Raw genomic sequence first — 16,323 nt, 5'->3', positions numbered from 1 at the left:
TTCCGGGAGCCCCCGTCCCCTGCGGGCCCGCCCTTCGTGCCGGGCCCGCAGGGGTAGGGCCGGCCCTACCCTCCGCGCACCCCCTGCGCCCATCGCCCCGCCCCGCCCGCCCGCATAGCGTGAGGGCCCATGGAGCCCCGTACCCCCTGGCACGCGCTGTCCCGCCCCGGCCGCTTCCCGCGGACCGCCTGGCCCTGGCGGGCCGTCGCCTATCTCGCCTCCGGCGCGGTCCTCGGGGCGCCGGCCCTGCTCGTGCTGGTGGTGCTCCTCGGCTTCTCGGTCCTCCTGCTCGGGCTGCCCCTGCTGTTCCTCGCCGGCGTCGCCCTCGGCGGCCTGGAGCGGCGCCGGCTCCTGCTCCTCGACCGCGATCCGGCCCCCGACCCGCACGGCGTCCCCGACGCCCCGGGCCTCGCCGCCTGGCTACGGCTCCGGGTGCGGGAACAGGCCACCTGGCGGGAGCTCGCGTACGCGCTGCTGTTCGCCACCGTGCTCTGGCCGCTCGACCTGCTCGTGCTCGCCGTCGGGCTCGGTCTGCCCGCCGCCCTGGTCGGCGCACCCGTCCAGCTCGCCGCGGCCGGCGGCGAGGAGGCGAAGGTGGTCAAGGCGTATCTGGTCACCTCCTACCCGCAGGCCTTCGCCGCCGCCCTGCTCGGCCTGGCCCTGCTGCCGCTCCTGCTCTATCCGCTCACCGCCCTCGCCGGGGCCCGCGCCGCCCTCGCCCGGGCGCTGCTCGCCCCGCGCGAGGCCGAGCTGCGGGACAGGATCGGCGAGGTCACCGCCTCCCGCGCCCGGCTCGCCGCCGCCTTCGAGGCCGAGCGGCGGCGGATCGAGCGCGATCTCCACGACGGCGCCCAGCAGCGGCTCGTGGCCCTCACCATGACCCTCGGCCTCGCCCGATACGACGCCCCGCCGGGCCCGCTCGCCGACCGGCTCGCCACCGCGCACGAGGAGGCCGGGCGGGTGCTGACCGAGCTGCGCGAGCTGATCCACGGCATCCACCCGCAGGTCCTCACCGACTACGGGCTCGCCGCGGCCCTGGCGGACGCGGCCGACCGCTCGCCCGTCCCGGTCGACACCGAGCCGGACGCGGCCCTTCCGCGCCTCCCCGCCGGCGTCGAGAGCGCCGCCTACTTCGCGGCCCGCGAGGCCCTCGCCAACATCGCCCGGCACAGCGGTGCCGGCCGCGCCCGGCTGACCGCGCACCACTCCTACGGCCTGCTCCGGCTCACCGTCGAGGACGACGGGCGCGGGGGCGCCGATCCGGCGCGGGGGAGCGGGCTGACCGGACTCGCCGACCGGCTGGCCGTCCTCGATGGCACACTTTCGATCACCAGCCCGCCCGGCGGGCCGACCGTCCTCCGAGTGGAGATCCCGTGCAGCGTTCGCTCCGCATCGTCCTCGCCGAGGACAGCGTCCTCCTCCGCGAGGGCCTGATCGGGCTCCTGGCGCGTTTCGGCCACGAGGTCGTCGCCGCGGTCGGCGACGCCGAGGCCCTGTCCGCCGCCGTCGCCGCGCACGAACCGGACGTCGTGGTGACGGACGTACGGATGCCGCCCGGTTTCCAGGACGAGGGGCTGCGCGCCGCCGTCGCCCTGCGGGCCGAGCGCCCGGGGCTGCCGGTGCTGGTGCTCAGCCAGTACGTGCAGCGCAGCTACGCCGCCGATCTCCTCGACGCGGGGGACGGCACGGGCGTCGGCTATCTGCTGAAGGACCGGGTCGGCCAGGTCGAGGAGTTCCTGGAGGCGCTCGTCCGGGTCGCCGACGGCGGCACGGTCGTCGACCCCGAGGTCGTACGGCAGCTGCTGCGCCGCCACCGCGACCCCCTGGCGGCGCTGACCCCGCGGGAGCGCGAGGTCCTCGGCCTGGTCGCGGAGGGGCACTCCAACGGGGCGATCGCCCGCCGGCTCGTCGTCACCGAGGCCGCGGTCGGCAAGCACATCGGCAACATCCTGGCCAAGCTGGACCTGCCGCCCGCGGAGAACACCCACCGCCGGGTCCTCGCCGTCCTCGCGTACCTCCGGGCGTAGGGCCCCTGGGGTGACAAGAAAGCCCCCTCGCTTTCGCGAGAGGGCTTCCTCTGTCTGTGCGCCGCCAGGGACTCGAACCCCGGACCCGCTGATTAAGAGTCAGCTGCTCTAACCAACTGAGCTAGCGGCGCCTGCTGACGAAGAAAATACTACCTGGTCCCGAGGGGTGCTCCTGACCACCCCCGGGACCCACCCCCGGCCGGACCCCTCGGCGCCGGTCAGATCGCCAGCGACAGCACGACCGGCGCCGCCCTCCGGTTGAGCATGTCGGCCGCCGAGCGGAGCCGGTGGGCGTGCTCGAGCGGCAGCGAGAGGGCGAGGCAGCCCACGGTGGAGCCCGCCGTCAGCGGGACCGCGGCGCAGACCGTGCCCACCGCGTACTCCTGCAGGTCGAGCATCGGGACGGTCGGCGGCTGGCTGTCCAGCTTGGAGAACAGCACCTTCTCGTTGGTGATCGTCCGGGAGGTCAGCCGGGCGATCTTGTGACGGGAGAGGTGGTCGCGACGCCCGTTCTGGTCGAGCTGGGTGAGCAGGCACTTGCCGACCGCGCTGGCGTGCGCGGCGGAGCGGAAGTCCACCCACTCGTTGACCTTCGGGGTGCGCGGGCCGTCGGCGAACTGGGTGATCTTCACCTCGCCGTCGATGTACCGGCTGATGTAGACGGCGGCGCCGACCGAGTCCCGCAGCTCGGTCAGGGTCTCCTGGAGCTTGAGCTCCAGGGCTTCGCGGCGGGTCATGCCGGAGCCGAGGAGCACCAGGGAGTCGCCGATCACATAGGCGCCGTCGGAGACCTGCTCCACATATCCCTCGCGCCTGAGCATCAGGAGCAGGGATGCCAGGTGGGCGACGGGCAGGCCGGTCTCCCGTGCGATCTGCACGTCCGTCACGCCGCCGCCGTGCCGTGAGACCGTCTCAAGCACGCGCAGCGCGTATTGCACCGAGTGGAACGGCGCGGTGGGCTCGGGCTTCAGCGCCACGGTTTCCCCCTACCAGGTTGTGACCGCTAGCTTCCGTACCACGATAGCCGCCAAGGACCTGCTACGGGGCGGCTGTTGGCGAGATTGATTCGGTGCTCAGGGGCCCTACGCTGGGGCGCGCCACCCTGGCATATGCCACGGTCACAGCCCTGTGACAGAGGCTGAGGTCAGGGCCGTGTGCATCGGTTCCCGCACACGAGTTCGGCGCCTTCCGGACGTGAAGATTTTTTCGGGGGAATAACCGGAGACTCCCTCCAGTTAGTGCCGAGAAGACGCGGGAGCACCTCGGGGGCACCTGGGGGCACCCGGGAGCACACCCGATCGGGCGACACCGCCGATCAGACGACACTGCGCAGGAAGGGCCGCCCACGGTGAGCGACGCGATTCGAGGAGAGGCGCGGGGCACCGCGCCCGTACCGCTGTCCGTACTGGATCTCGTGACCGTGGGCAGCGGGCGCACCGCGAGTCAGGCGCTGGCCACCAGCGTGGAGATCAGCAGGCTGGCCGAGCGGCGCGGCTACCACCGGCACTGGGTGGCCGAACACCACTCCATGCCCGGGGTCGCCTCCTCCTCGCCGGCCGTGATCCTGGCCCACCTCGCCGCCCACACCCGCCGCATCCGGCTCGGCTCCGGCGGAGTGATGCTGCCCAACCACGCGCCCCTGGTGATCGCCGAGCAGTTCGGCACCCTGGAGGCCCTCGCCCCGGGCCGGGTCGACCTCGGTCTCGGCCGCGCGCCCGGCACGGACGGCGCCACCGCCGCCGCGCTGCGCCGCAGCGACACCCTGAACGAGGGCGCCGACGACTTTCCGCAGCAGCTCGCGGAACTGACCCGGTTCCTGGACGACGACTTCCCGGACGGGCACCCGTACGCCCGGATCCACGCGGTGCCGGGGCCGGTGCAGGGCCCGAAGGGGCGGCCGCCCGTCTGGCTGCTCGGCTCCTCCGGCTTCAGCGCGCGGCTGGCCGGAATGCTCGGTCTTCCCTTCGCCTTCGCCCACCACTTCTCCGCCCGCAACACGATCCCCGCACTCGACCTGTACCGGGAGTCCTTCCGGCCCTCGGCGGTGCTCGACGCGCCCTACGCGCTGATCGGCGTCGCCGCGCTCGCCGCCGACGACCCCGCGGAGGCCCGCCGGCAGGTGCTGACCGGGGCGCTGTCGATGCTGCGGCTGCGCACCGGCCGGCCGGGGCTCATCCCGACGCCGGAGGAGGCGGAGGCGTACCCGTTCAGCGCGGCCGAGCGCGAGTTCGTCGACTCCTGGCTGGCGAACATCGTGTACGGCTCGGCGGACGAGGTGCGCGAGGGGCTCGACGGACTGCGGAAGCGGACCGGCGCCGACGAGCTGATGATCACCGCCAACGCCCACGGCGGGGACGTCCGGGTGCGCAGTTACGAGCTGATCGCCGACGCGTACGGGATGCCCGACGAGGTTCCCGGCGAGTAAAAACCCGCGTTCCGCGAGGCGGCTGGTTCGGACCTGATCATCCCCGGCGGCCCATCCCTAAGTGAGCCTTAAACCGCTCGTCACCTGTGGTGGCGGGCGGTTCCTTTATGTGCTGCGGGCCCTCCGGAAGGCCCTGACGAGGGCTTTCCCTCGCCAATTGGTCTAGTCCTCAATCTGGTTCAGACCATTGACGTGCCGTTCATACGCCGGATATCACTGCTCCAACTTCCGTACCGCCACCCCTCCCGGAGGCCGCACGTGCACCCCCGCAAACCACTGATCGCCGCACTTCTCAGCTCCGCCCTCGCCGCCGGCGCGCTCGCCGCCACCGTCGGCATCGGCTCCGCGCAGGCCGCCGACAGCGCCGCCGCCCCCTCGACCGGCGGGGTGAAGATCGCCTACTACGACCAGTGGAGCGTGTACGGGAACGCCTTCTACCCCAAGCACCTCGACGAGCGGGGCATCGCGGGCAAACTCGACGTCATCAACTACTCGTTCGGGAACATCCACCCGACCGACCTCACCTGTTTCGAGGCCAACAAGGCCGCGGGCGACGACAACAACCCCAACGCCGGTGACGGCGCGGGCGACTCGTACGCCGACTACCAGAAGTCCTTCTCGGCCGCGGACAGCGTCGACGGCGTGGCCGACAAGTGGGACCAGCCGATCGTGGGCGTCTTCAACCAGTTCAAGGAACTGAAGGCGAAGTACCCCAAGCTGAAGATCAACATCTCGCTGGGCGGCTGGACCTACTCCAAGTACTTCTCGGACGTGGCCAAGACCGACGCCAGTCGGCAGAAGTTCGTCGCGTCCTGCATCAAGCAGTACATCCAGGGCGACCTCCCGGTCGAGGGCGGCTACGGCGGCCCCGGCACCGCGGCCGGCATCTTCGACGGCATCGACATCGACTGGGAGTACCCGGGTTCGGACGGCGGCCACCTCGGCAACCACTACGCCCCGGAGGACAAGCAGAACTTCACCCTCCTGCTCGCCGAGTTCCGCAAGCAGCTCGACGCGTACGGCTCCGCCCACGGCGGCAAGAAGTACCTGCTGACCGCCGCCCTGCCGGCCGGCCAGGACAAGATCAAGAACATCGAGACGGACAAGATCGGCGCGTACCTCGACTACGCGAACATCATGACGTACGACATGCACGGCGCCTGGGACGGCGACGGGCCGACGTACCACCAGTCCCCGCTCTACTCCGGCACCAACGACCCGACCGACGCCATCAAGCCGGGCACCGAGAAGTACTCGATCGACAACGCCATCGACTCCTGGATCGACGGCAAGCCCGCCTACGGCATCACCGGCGGCTTCCCGGCCAACAAGCTGACCCTCGGCTACGAGTTCTACTACCGCGGCTGGAAGGGCGTCCCCGCCGGCACCACCAACGGCCTCGCCCAGACCGCGACCGGCGGCTCCAACGCCCGCCCGCTCAGCCAGGCGGCCGGCATCGCGTACTACAAGGAGCTCGGCGGCATCGTCGACAACGCCGCCACCACCTTCTGGGACGACCAGGCCAAGTCCGCCTACTTCTACAAGGACGGCGAGTTCTTCACCGGTCTCGACCAGCGCACCATCCAGGCCCGTGCCGACTACGCCCACCAGCGCGGTCTCGCCGGCGCGATGATGTACTCGCTGCTCGGCCTCGACGCGAACGCCACGCTCTTCAACCAGATCGTGACGGCCGTCGGCTCCTCGCCGACCACCCCGACGACGCCGCCCACCACGACGCCGCCGACCACCACCCCGCCCACCACGCCTCCGACCACCCCGCCGACCACCCCGCCCACCACCACCCCGCCGACCGGCTGCACCGCCCCGGCGTACGTGGCCGGCACGATCTACACCGGCGGCACGGTCGTCTCCCACAAGGGCCACAAGTGGCTCGCCCAGTGGTGGACGCAGAACGAGGAGCCGGGCACGACCGGCCAGTGGGGAGTCTGGAAGGACCAGGGCGCCTGCTGACCCCCTCGTGAGCACGGCCCGCACCGCATGAAAGCCGCTGCCCCCGCCCGGAATGTCCCTCCGGTCGGGGGCAGTTCCATGCCCGTGCGCGGTCCGGTGCGCAGGCCCGCCTGCACCGGCCCGCGTGCACCGGCCCGCGTGCGCCCGAGCCGGGCGGGCCCGGCTCAGACGGGCAGCGGCGCGACGCCGATCAGCTCGGCGATGCGGTCCGGGGCCACCGGTCGCGAGTACAGCCAGCCCTGCCCGGTGTCGCAGCCGATCCGACGCAGCCGGGTGGCCTGCCCCGAGGTCTCCACGCACTCGGCGGTGACCGTGAGCCCGAGCCGGTGGGCCAGCTGGACCAGTGCCTCCACGATCAGCTCGTCCGCCGGGTTGGCGTGCTCCTCGTTCTGGAAGCCGCGTACGAACGATCCGTCCAGCTTCAGGACCGAGACGGGCAGCCGGCTCAGATAGGCCAGGTTCGAGTAGCCGGTGCCGAAGTCGTCGATGGCGATCCGCACACCCATGTCGCTCAGCGCCTGGAGCGCCTGGAGCGGCCGGCCGGCCGAGCCCATCACCGCGGACTCGGTGAGCTCCAGCTGGAGCAGGTGGGGCGCGAGCCCGGTCTCGGCGAGGATGCCGGCCACGTCGGCGACCAGGTCGGAGTCCCAGACCTGGCGCACTGCCACGTTGACGCTCACGAAGATCGGCCGGTCGCCCGGGTGGTCCTTCTGCCACTGCCGGGCCTGGCGGCAGGCGGTGCGCAGCACCCAGCGTCCGAGCTCGACGATCGAGCCGTCCTCCTCGGCGATCCCGACGAACCGATTCGGCGCGAGCGTGCCGAACTGCGGGTGGTTCCAGCGCACCAGGGCCTCGACCCCGCGGACCGCGCCGTCGGCGAGGTCGACCAGCGGCTGGTACTCCAGCGTGAACTCCTCGCGCTCCACGGCGGGGCGCAGCGTGGAGCTGAGCGCCTGACGGGTCATCCGGTGGGCGTTGCGCTCGGGGTCGAAGAGCGTCCAGCGGCTCTTGCCGTCGGCCTTGGCCCAGTAGAGCGTGGTGTCGGCGGCCTGCATCAGGCAGGTCGCGGTCGAGTCGTGGGCGGTGCGCTCGACCACGCCGATGGAGGCGGAGACCGACAGGCGCTGCCCGGCCAGGTCGAAGGGCTGCTGGAGCGAGGCCAGGACGGACTGCGCGAGGTCGGCCAGCTGTTCGGTGCCGGTGGACTCCTCCACCAGGATCGCGAACTCGTCGCCGCCGAGCCGGGCGACGAGGTGCCCGCCGCCCCGCGTGAAGCCGTGGTTGTCGGCGCACTCGGTGAGCCGGGCGGCGACGGCGGCGAGCAGCCGGTCGCCGACCCGGTGGCCGAGCGTGTCGTTGACCGCCTTGAAGCCGTCCAGGTCGAGGTAGCAGATGCCGATCCGCCCTGTTCCGCCATGCCCGTACGACTGGTACGACTCGTACGACCGGTCGTGCGGGGCCTCCTCGTGGACCTCCAGGGCGGCGGTCTCCAGCGCTGCGGTGAGGCGCTCGAAGAACAGGGCGCGGTTGGGCAGCCGGGTGACCGGGTCGTGCATCTGGAGGTGGCGGAGCCGCGCCTGGAGCTCGCGCCGTTCGCTGATGTCGGCGACCGAGAGCAGCACCCGCGGGCTGTCCGGGACGGGGGCGACCGTCACCTCGGCCCACAGGGAGCGCCCGTCGGGGTGCTTGAGCCTGCGGGTGCAGCGGAAGCGGGAGCGCCGGCCGCGCAGCACCTCGCGGAAGGCGTGCCAGGTGCGCCCGTCGGAGGCGAGGTCGACGAGGTCGGCGGCGGCCTGCTCGCGCAGCGCGGCGGGCTCGGTGCCGAGGAGGGTGCCGAGCGAGTCGTTGGCGGCGACGACGGTGCCGTCGCGGTCGACCAGGGCCATCGCGAGCCGGGCGGCGCCGAAGGCGGCGCGGTAGTCCCGGAGTTCGGACGGGTGACGCTCCGTAAGCACGGGCTCCGCCGACGGGTGCACCGGTTGTTCGGGGGTTCCGCTCACCGCTCGCTCCCGTAGTGCGTTCGGGCTTGGCCGTACAGAGGTGGTCGGAAGGGTCGGCCAAGGAAAGTGTGCCGATCATAGAGGCTGGCCGGGGGGCCGTTCCAGCTCCGAGGCCCGGCGTGAGGCCCGGGCCGGCTGTGAGGCTGCCCACCCGTCGCCCCGCCCGATCGTTTCTGCGCGGGTCTGACACGGGTCGACGAGGACCTGACCGAATGTGACTTTCCGTGAGCCGGTGCGCGTCCGTGTCGCGTCGACCCGGCGGGTCGTGCTCACCCGACCGGGGCAGCGGAAAGGTGCGAAACATCGCAAACCATCACAAGGTGGGTGAGGTGTCCCGCATTCCGGAGCCGGAGGTCCACGTGAGGGGTCAGCAGCCACCCGGGGGAGTGCCCGCAGGAGCGCCCGGGGCGCCACCGCGCTCGCGGCTGCGTGCCGGCGCGGCGGCGTTCACCTCCCTCGCGGCGCTCGCCGCGACCGGCCTCGTGGCCGGCCCCGCCGTCGCCGCGCCCGCTGCGGGACCCTGCGCCCTGCCCCGTACCGCCGCGCACCACTCGCTCGGCCTCGACACCTGGAACCGGGCCTATCCGCGGCCCACCCGGACGCTCGACGCGGTCATGATCTTCCTGTCCTTCCCGGACTCCGCGCCGCTCACCGATCCCGCCGAGCTCGCCGCCGACCACTTCCCCGGCACCGCCGAGTTCTTCGAGCGCGCCTCCTACGGGCGCTTCGCCCTGCGCGCCCACGCCCGGACCGCATGGACCCGGATGCCGCGGGAGTCCGCCGCGTACGACATACGGCGGGACTGGGACGCCGAGCACCGCGCGGCCTATCTCCGCGACGCGATCAGGGCGGCCGACAAGGACGTCGACTTCTCCCGCTACGACGTCGTCTACCTGGTCGCGGACCCCGACGCGCCCGGGGTGGACTCCGACGCCACCAAGGTGGTCAACCTGGAGCGCCCGCTGGAGGCCGACGGCACCGAGATCAAGCGGGTCGTCACCGTCTTCGAGCGGCACCCGCCGGACCGCAACGTCCTCGCGCACGAGACCGGGCACGTCTTCGACCTGCCCGACCTCTACCACCGGCCGGTGGACGGCAAGGGCGACTGGGACACCTATGTGGGCGACTGGGACGTCATGGGCAGCCAGTTCGGCCTCGCCCCCGACCTCTTCGGCTGGCACAAGTGGAAGCTGGGCTGGCTCGACCGCTCCCAGGTGGCCTGTGTCCGCGGCCCCGGCACCCGCACGGTGAGCCTGGAGCCGGTCGCCGCGGCGCCGGTCGACGGCGGCAGCGTCGGGACCCGGCTCGCGGTCGTCCGTACGGGTGAGGACAGCGTCCTGGCGATCGAGGCGCGCGCCGCCACCGGCAACGACCGGGACACCTGCACCGAGGGCGTGCTCGTCTACCGGGTCCGCAACGAGGCGGCCTCCGGCGACGGGCCGGTCGAGGTCGTGGACACCCACCCGGACACCGAGGCCTGCTGGGACCGCTCGGTCTACCCGCCGCTCGCGGACGCCCCGCTGACGGAGGGGGAGTCCTTCACGGTGCCGGGGACGGACGTGCGGGTGGAGGTCGCCGACCGGACGAAGGCGGGCGTCTGGACGGTCCGCGTGACGGGCCCGGGGGCCACTCGCTGAAACCGGCCGAGCCCCGGCCGAGCGCCGGTCGAGCACGAAGAAGCCCCTCGCTTCCGCGAGGGGCTTCTTCCGTCTGTGCGCCGCCAGGGACTCGAACCCCGGACCCGCTGATTAAGAGTCAGCTGCTCTAACCAACTGAGCTAGCGGCGCCTGCTGACGTCGTAGACATTAGCACCCGGATCCGGGGAAGGAAAAATCGATACGCGCACGTCGGCGGCGGAGGCCGCCCTGGCCGCCCGCACACAGGCCCAGAGCAGCACCTCGGGCCCCGGCAGCCAGGGGGAGCGGGTGTCGGGGGCGACCAGCCAGCGGGGTCCCGCGGAGTCGCGCGGGGCGAGCGGCGGGATGGTCACGGCGTCCCCGGTGCCGTGACAGAGCGGCCGGGGCACGGCGGCCCCCCACTCCTCCCAGTCGAGCAGCGCCGGTAAACGCTGGGCGGTGCCGGGCGCGGCGAAGAGCAGCATCCGGCCCCGGTGCGCCGCGACCGGCCCCGAGCCGGGCCCCTCGGCCCACAGCCGGTCGAGCATCCGGCGCCCGAAGATCGGCTCCACGTTCACCACGTCGAAGGCCGTCCCGCAGGGCAGCACGGTGGGGGTGGCGGGCCGCTCCTCCCAGAGCGCGCGCAGGGACCACGGCTCGGCGACGGCGGAGGCGAGCCACTCGACCCCCTCCTCGGTGACCCGTGCGGCCTGGTGCCGCCCCTCGTCCAGGTCCCGCAGGGCCCGGAGGATGTCGTACGGGGTCGTCTCGTCGCGCAGCCAAGTGGTCATACGAAAGGTCTACCGGCCGTGACCGTTCCGTTTCGGCGGGTTGCGGGAAACCCGGACAGGGAGGGGTCCGGGGGAGTATCTTGCACCCCGGTCATATGCCAGACGGCCAGTCCGGAGGCCAGGCCGGCCGGGGCGCCCCGCTCACTCCTCCGGGTCGTGCCCCGCCGTCCGGATCAGGCCCTGACCGAACTCGATCATCTTCCGGGCGTAGTCCTCGGTCCACTCCGCGCGCTCCGCGACCGCCGCCGGCGTCAACCGGTCGAAGCGGCGCGGATCGGCCAGCTGGGCCGCCGCGATCGCCTGGAACTCGATCGCCCGGTCCGTCGCCGCCCGGAACGCCAGGGTCAGCTCCGTCGCCCGGGCGAGCAGCTCCCGCGGATCCTCGATCGACTCCAGGTCGAAGAAGTGCTCCGGGTCGGCGGTCGCCTCGGCAGGTTCGAAGATCAGCGCGGACGGCCTGATCCGCCGCTGTCCGCTCCGCTCCGCGGGTTCCGCCATCGTTCTTCTCCTCTTCGCACACACGCGGCCCGGACACCCGGGCCACCTTCCATTCTCCCGCGCCGTGCAAGACCGCCCCAGGGCGCGCACCCCAGCGCGCGACGCACTGGCCGCGCCCGCCACGGGCCGGCTGCCCCGCGGCGCACTCGTCTCACGACGCCCAGCCCACCCGGTGTTCCGCGAGGTGCGACAACACCGCGTGGTTCGCCTCCCACCCGTCCGGGAACTTCACCGTCACGCCCAGTTGGACCGGCTCCGTCGACGGGTGTTCGTCCAGCAGGTCGGCGACGCCCTCGCGGCAGACGACGATGCAGGCGTGCCGGTGGCGGGAGGCAAGGACGCACAGGCGGCCGGTCTCCAGGTGGAAGGCGGTGGCGTCCGGGCGGCCCGACAGGGGGTGCAGGACGACCGTCACGTCGTACTCCCGGCCCTGGAGGCGGTTGGCCGTGTCCACCGTCACGCCCGTCACGCCGAGCCGCGCGAGCTCGGCCCGTACCGCCGCCGCCTGGTCGCGGTGGGCGGTGCCGACGGCGATCCGGTCGGGGGTGAGCGGCGCGGGGACCTCCGAGCGCTCCGAGACCGTCGCGCCGCCGCGGTCCAGCAGGCGCCGGACCACCAGGGCGATCGCGTGCACGGCCTCCGGGTCGGTGCGCGGGGTGTGCCGGGCCGGCAGTTCGAGCAGGCCCCAGCCGGACTCCGCCGCCTCGTCGAGGACCCGGTCGGGGCCCGAGCCGTCCGAGGCCACCCCGAAGGAGAGCCGCCGGTCCCCGTGCCCCGTGCCGCTGCGGAACGGGGTGTACGGGTAGAACGCGTCCGACACCAGCGGGGCCGCCGACGCCGGCAGGCGCCAGGAGACCGGCAGGCGGTGCTGCGGGAGCTCCGGGTTGTGCGCGAGCAGGGTCGACACCGCGCTCGCCGACGGGTCGTACGACAGCCCCGCCCACTGCTCCGCGCCCACCACCGAGAACGGGTCCAGCTGCCCCGGGTCGCCCACGAACAGCGCCCGCTCGAACAGCCCGGCCACGGCGAGCAGCGCGTCCGAGCGCATCTGGTACGCCTCGTCCACGATCGCGTGCGCCCACGGCTCGACGTTCTTCACGTGCGCCCACTTCGCGGCCGTCGACACCACCACCGGCAGCCCGGCCAGCTCACCGGCCTTCGCCGACTTCCGCACCTGTTCGAGCTCGTCGAGCGCCTTGTCGTACGGGTCGGAGTCGTTCGAGTGCAGCCGGCCCACCACCAGCTCCGGCTGCTTCTCCGCGATCCTCAGCACCAGGTCGTCCACCTGCGCGTTGGTCTGCGCCACGATCATCAACGGGCGCCCGGCCTCGGCCAGTTCGAGCGCCGCCCGCACCACGAGCGTCGACTTCCCGGCGCCCGGCGGCGAGTCCACGACGACCCCGCGCGCGCTCCCGCGCAGGGTGTCCGCCAGGATCGCGCGGGTGGCCTCCGCGGCCTTCGCCGACGGGTCGAAAGGCTCCCGGCTCACAGCATGTCCTCCGGTGTCACGGCATCGGGCAGCTCCACGGCGTCCGCGTGCGGCGGACCGCCGTGCGTCCAGGGCGTCTCCTCGGGGTCCGGCAGCGCGGCACCCACCCGCTGCTCGTGCTCGAACAGCGTCCAGGCGATCCGCTCGCCCTTCTCCGGCACCGAACCCTCCGCGGGCTCCTTCCCCCGCCCCATCCTGTCCACGACCCGCAGCACCACGGCGCCGTCCGGCTCCCGCCGCACGAACTCGGCCGTCTGCGGCTTGCCGTCCAGCGAGCGGTACACCTTCACCCCCTCGTCCAGCCGGGGCAGGTCGTCGGTGTGGACCGTGAGCAGCGGGCGCGGACGGTTCTTCTCCGTGCGCGTCATCGCCACCTCGACCACCTCGCCGACGAACGCCTCGCCGGCGAGCCGCCGCCCCGCCATCACCAGCGGGTCGTCGAGCGCCTCCTGCGCCTCCAGCTGTCCCTGCGCCTGTTCGCGCGCCGCCAGCTTCCGGGCCGCGGTCACCGCGTCGTCCCGGCGCGGCTGCGGCGGCTCGCCCGCCGCGATCCGGTCGCGCTGGCCGGTGAACGACCAGCGGTCGCGGGTCCAGCGATCGGCCACCCTGGCCCCCTCGGGGAGCTCCCGCAGCAGGCCGAGCGCCCGCCACACCGCGTCCCAGGTCGGCTTCAGCTGGGCCACCAGGAGCCGGCGGATCTCCCGCTCGGCCGCGTGGAGTTCGGCGAGGCCCGCCTCGGCCGCCTCGCCGTCCTCGGCGCCCCCCAGGGCCTGCCGGGCCCGGTCGTAGCGCTCGATGGCGGGGGCCAGCAGCCGGTTGTCGAAGGCCGGATCGGTGGCGGGTCCGGCCGGCGGGCACAGCAACTGCCCCTGGGCGTCCCGCCCGAGCTCCGCCCGCAGCGCCGCCTCGGCCCCCGACTCGCCCCGCTCGGGCTCCGCCTCGATCCAGGCGAGCAGCGCCCCCAGGTGCTGGTCCTCCAGGGAGGACTGGCCCGTCGCCCAGTGCCGGTTCAGCAGGTCCGTCGCCGCGACGAGCAGGGAGGAGCCCGGCACCCGGGCCCGCTCCCCGTAGTGCGTCAGCCAGCGGCCGAGCAGCGGCACCCGCGGCGGCGCGGGAAACGGCGTCTCCGGGTCCTGCTCCGCCGTCCGCCGGAACCGCGTCGAGCGTCCGAGCAGGCGTACGTACTCGATGCCGGCCCGGCTCGGCACCACCAACTGCGGTGCGTCCGCGCAGAGTTCGACCTCGACCTTGACCTTCTTGCCGGTCTCCGGATCGGTCTCGGACCGCTCGGCCGCCTCCACGCCCTCGGCGAAGGAGTCGATGTACGGCAGGACGGCGTCGGCCAGCTCGGCGAGGAACGCGAACCGCAGGTCCCGGTCGCGTGGCTGCGGCACGACGAGCAGCCGCGGCTCCTCGGCGTCGGTGCCGACCAGCGCCCCGAGCGGCGCGCCCGCCTCGCCCGACGTCGTCAGCGGCACGAGGACCAGGGGCCGTGCGGACAGGTGCCGGTGGCGGACCGTGGCCAGCGGGCGGGCCCGGCCCGACTCGACGGCCTCCATCCGGGCCAGCGTGGCGATCAGCGGCATGCCAGCGCCTCCGTCCGCAGCGCCTGCGCCCGGCGCAGCGCCGCCACCGCCGGGTCCTCCGGGTCACCGGCCTCGCCGCGGGCCGCCGCCAGCACCTCGCCGATCGTCGTCAGACCGCCGAGCTCGCCGCGCACCGAGCGCCCGAGCGCCTCCACCACGTCCGCGGCCCGCGCGCGCTCCCGGCAGTGGAAGGCCAGCTCGCACGCGGCCAGGCACTCCGGCGCGTACGCGTGCGGCACGGACTCCACCGCGGCCGTCAGCTGCTCGGCCGAGCACTCCGCCACGTCGAAGGTCACGCCCTGCGGCACCGCGTCCGCGATCTCCTCCAGCCGGGTCAGCCGCGCCAGCTGCCGCCGGGTCACCGACAGCTGCTTGCGCACGTCCACCACCGAGGCCGTCGGCAGGTTGGAGAAGTCCTTCGGGCAGACCAGCAGCACCGAGTGCGCGACCGTCGCCCCCTCCGTGACGGCGGCGACCCGGCCGAGCGCCAGCACGTACACCGCGGCCTGGCGGGCGGCCGCGCCCACCTTCGCCGCGTCGGCCGAACCGTCGATCATCGGGAACGACTTGATCTCCACGACCGTCCACCGCCCGTCGGGGTGCACCACCACCACGTCCGGCTCCAGATAGACGGGGGCGCCCGCCACCTCCACGGCCAGCATCGGATGGTCGAGCAGCGCCCAGCGGCCCGCCTCCGTCGCCTCCCGCAGCGCGAGCGCCGTCCGGGCCGCCCGGCCCTGGGGGCCGGCCGCCGCGAGGTCCGGCAGGTCCACCGCCGACGGCTCCTCGACGCCGAGCAGCCGCAGCAGCTCCCGGCCTCCGTCCGCCTTGACCTTCGCCTCGAACGCGTTGCCCCGCGCGATCGCGAACTGGGACTGGCCGAAGCCCGAGGGCGAGCCCAGCTTCTCGGCCAGCGCCGTCTTGTCGACCCCGGCGCCGTCGAGCAGCGCGCGCCGCTTGCAGCCCGGGTTGGCGGCCAGCGCCGCCAGCGCCCGCGCGTCGAGCGGACGCGGCACCGAGGCCGGCCCGCGCAGCTCAGCGAGCCGATGGCGAAGTGTCGTCTGCGGAGGCAGCTGCCGTCCGCTGTCGAGGGATGCGCTCACCCGCGGAAGTCTCCCATCCGCCACTGACAAGCGGGGGGTTTCGGGGGGAATCACCACGGAACATACGGATCACCCGATCCGCGAGCCGCATCGCGTACGGCGTGAGCAGCAGTCCCGCCCCCATCACCGCGGCCCCGGCCACCGCGTCCAGGAAGTAGTGGTTGGCCGTGCCCATGACCACGAGGGCGGTCAGCAGCGGGTAGCCGACGCCGAGGACCCTGGCCAGCGGCCCCCGCCCGTACCGCCACAGCATCACCCCGCACCACAGCGCCCACCCCACGTGCAGGCTGGGCATGGCCGCGTACTGGTTGGTGAGCGCGCCCATCCCGCGCGGCGCGCTGGCCGCCCCGCCCCACCAGCCGTAGGCACTGAACCGCGCCATCGTGTCGACGAACCCGTGGCCCGCGTCGAGCAGCCGGGGAGGGCAGGTCGGCAGCAGGGTGAAGCCGACGAGACCGAGCAGGGTGGAGACCATCAGCCAGGTCCTGGCCGTCCGGTACCGGGCCGGCCTGCGCCGGAAGAGCCAGACCAGCACGGCCGGCGTGACCAGGTAGTGCAGCGAGGCATAGGCGAAGTCGGCGGGGACGCCGAGCGCGGGCACCGCCGTGAACAGGCGGTTGAGCGGATGCTCGGCGTCGATCCCCAGCGTCCGCTCGATCCGCAGGATCGCGAGCCCGTGCCCGACCGCCGCGTCCACGTCGCCGCGCGCGAGGAGCCGCCCGCAGGAGTAGGCCGCGTAGACCGTGCCGATCAGTACGAGCTCCGCCCACCAGCGTGGTCTGCGCATCCCGGTCCCCCCACATGTCCTCGATCGTGG

At 73.6% G+C, this 16,323-nt stretch carries 13 protein-coding genes and 2 tRNA genes; 5 read left to right on the top strand and 10 right to left on the bottom strand.

The window, feature by feature from the left end; translation table 11 throughout:
* Positions 1-129 precede the first annotated feature (129 nt).
* On the top strand, positions 130-1,434 hold the full coding sequence (locus ACH414_RS06735; protein ID WP_398940999.1) for a sensor histidine kinase: 1,305 nt from the start codon (positions 130-132) through the stop codon (positions 1,432-1,434).
* Complete coding sequence (locus tag ACH414_RS06730) at positions 1,374-2,027, top strand: response regulator (RefSeq protein ID WP_386564624.1); 654 nt, start codon at positions 1,374-1,376, stop codon at positions 2,025-2,027. The genes ACH414_RS06735 and ACH414_RS06730 overlap by 61 nt, the downstream gene beginning before the upstream one ends.
* Before the next feature lie 57 nt (positions 2,028-2,084).
* Here ACH414_RS06730 and ACH414_RS06725 read toward each other — a convergent pair.
* Positions 2,085-2,158 (bottom strand) — tRNA-Lys (locus tag ACH414_RS06725).
* 87 nt (positions 2,159-2,245) lie between these two features.
* A complete protein-coding gene (locus ACH414_RS06720; RefSeq protein WP_382535698.1) occupies positions 2,246-3,004 on the bottom strand; it encodes an IclR family transcriptional regulator in 759 nt (252 codons plus the stop codon).
* Between the two features lie 371 nt (positions 3,005-3,375).
* Between ACH414_RS06720 and ACH414_RS06715 the strand changes: the two genes are divergently transcribed.
* Positions 3,376-4,452: an LLM class flavin-dependent oxidoreductase gene (locus tag ACH414_RS06715; protein WP_382535696.1), complete on the top strand. Its 1,077-nt coding sequence runs from the start codon at positions 3,376-3,378 to the stop codon at positions 4,450-4,452.
* A gap of 258 nt (positions 4,453-4,710) precedes the next feature.
* The gene (locus ACH414_RS06710; RefSeq protein ID WP_382535693.1) at positions 4,711-6,423 is read left to right on the top strand and encodes a glycosyl hydrolase family 18 protein; all 1,713 of its coding nucleotides are present in this window, start codon (positions 4,711-4,713) and stop codon (positions 6,421-6,423) included.
* 164 nt (positions 6,424-6,587) lie between these two features.
* Here the strand turns inward: ACH414_RS06710 and ACH414_RS06705 are convergent, their stop codons facing one another.
* Positions 6,588-8,423, bottom strand: a complete 1,836-nt coding sequence (locus ACH414_RS06705; protein ID WP_382535690.1) for a putative bifunctional diguanylate cyclase/phosphodiesterase — start codon at positions 8,421-8,423, stop codon at positions 6,588-6,590.
* Between the two features lie 359 nt (positions 8,424-8,782).
* On the opposite strand from ACH414_RS06705, the gene ACH414_RS06700 reads away from it, so the two are divergent.
* Positions 8,783-10,060, top strand: a complete 1,278-nt coding sequence (locus ACH414_RS06700; RefSeq protein WP_382536177.1) for a M6 family metalloprotease domain-containing protein — start codon at positions 8,783-8,785, stop codon at positions 10,058-10,060.
* Between the two features lie 76 nt (positions 10,061-10,136).
* Here ACH414_RS06700 and ACH414_RS06695 read toward each other — a convergent pair.
* The 7 genes from ACH414_RS06695 to ACH414_RS06665 form a co-directional block, all read right to left on the bottom strand.
* Positions 10,137-10,210, bottom strand: a tRNA-Lys gene (locus ACH414_RS06695).
* Positions 10,201-10,830, bottom strand: coding sequence for a bifunctional DNA primase/polymerase (locus ACH414_RS06690; RefSeq protein WP_382535687.1), 630 nt, complete (start codon positions 10,828-10,830; stop codon positions 10,201-10,203). Before ACH414_RS06690 ends, ACH414_RS06695 begins: the two co-directional genes overlap by 10 nt.
* Positions 10,831-10,971: 141 nt before the next feature.
* Positions 10,972-11,328: a hypothetical protein gene (locus ACH414_RS06685; protein WP_382535684.1), complete on the bottom strand. Its 357-nt coding sequence runs from the start codon at positions 11,326-11,328 to the stop codon at positions 10,972-10,974.
* Positions 11,329-11,479: 151 nt separating this feature from the next.
* Complete coding sequence (locus ACH414_RS06680; protein WP_382535681.1) at positions 11,480-12,817, bottom strand: AAA domain-containing protein; 1,338 nt, start codon at positions 12,815-12,817, stop codon at positions 11,480-11,482.
* Positions 12,814-14,403, bottom strand: coding sequence for a hypothetical protein (locus ACH414_RS06675; RefSeq protein ID WP_382535678.1), 1,590 nt, complete (start codon positions 14,401-14,403; stop codon positions 12,814-12,816). Before ACH414_RS06675 ends, ACH414_RS06680 begins: the two co-directional genes overlap by 4 nt.
* Positions 14,394-15,506: a hypothetical protein gene (locus ACH414_RS06670; RefSeq protein WP_382535676.1), complete on the bottom strand. Its 1,113-nt coding sequence runs from the start codon at positions 15,504-15,506 to the stop codon at positions 14,394-14,396. Before ACH414_RS06670 ends, ACH414_RS06675 begins: the two co-directional genes overlap by 10 nt.
* Positions 15,439-16,293 carry a phosphatase PAP2 family protein gene (locus ACH414_RS06665; RefSeq protein WP_382535673.1) on the bottom strand — a complete coding sequence of 285 codons (855 nt, stop codon included), beginning with the start codon at positions 16,291-16,293 and terminating at the stop codon, positions 15,439-15,441. Before ACH414_RS06665 ends, ACH414_RS06670 begins: the two co-directional genes overlap by 68 nt.
* Positions 16,294-16,323: the final 30 nt, after the last annotated feature.

The organism is Streptomyces sp. NPDC020422 (genome assembly GCF_044386705.1).
Taxonomy (GTDB): Bacteria; Actinomycetota; Actinomycetes; order Streptomycetales; family Streptomycetaceae; genus Streptomyces.
This window is presented reverse-complemented; position numbering and strand designations above follow the sequence as displayed.

Bases quoted from the DNA above. Each gene is read 5' to 3' on its own strand.
- ACH414_RS06735 (WP_398940999.1), top strand. From the start codon at position 130: ATGGAGCCCCGTACCCCCTGGCACGCGCTGTCCCGCCCCGGCCGCTTC.
- ACH414_RS06690 (WP_382535687.1), bottom strand. From the start codon at position 10,830: ATGACCACTTGGCTGCGCGACGAGACGACCCCGTACGACATCCTCCGG.
- ACH414_RS06685 (WP_382535684.1), bottom strand. From the start codon at position 11,328: ATGGCGGAACCCGCGGAGCGGAGCGGACAGCGGCGGATCAGGCCGTCC.
- ACH414_RS06675 (WP_382535678.1), bottom strand. From the start codon at position 14,403: ATGCCGCTGATCGCCACGCTGGCCCGGATGGAGGCCGTCGAGTCGGGC.
- ACH414_RS06665 (WP_382535673.1), bottom strand. From the start codon at position 16,293: ATGCGCAGACCACGCTGGTGGGCGGAGCTCGTACTGATCGGCACGGTC.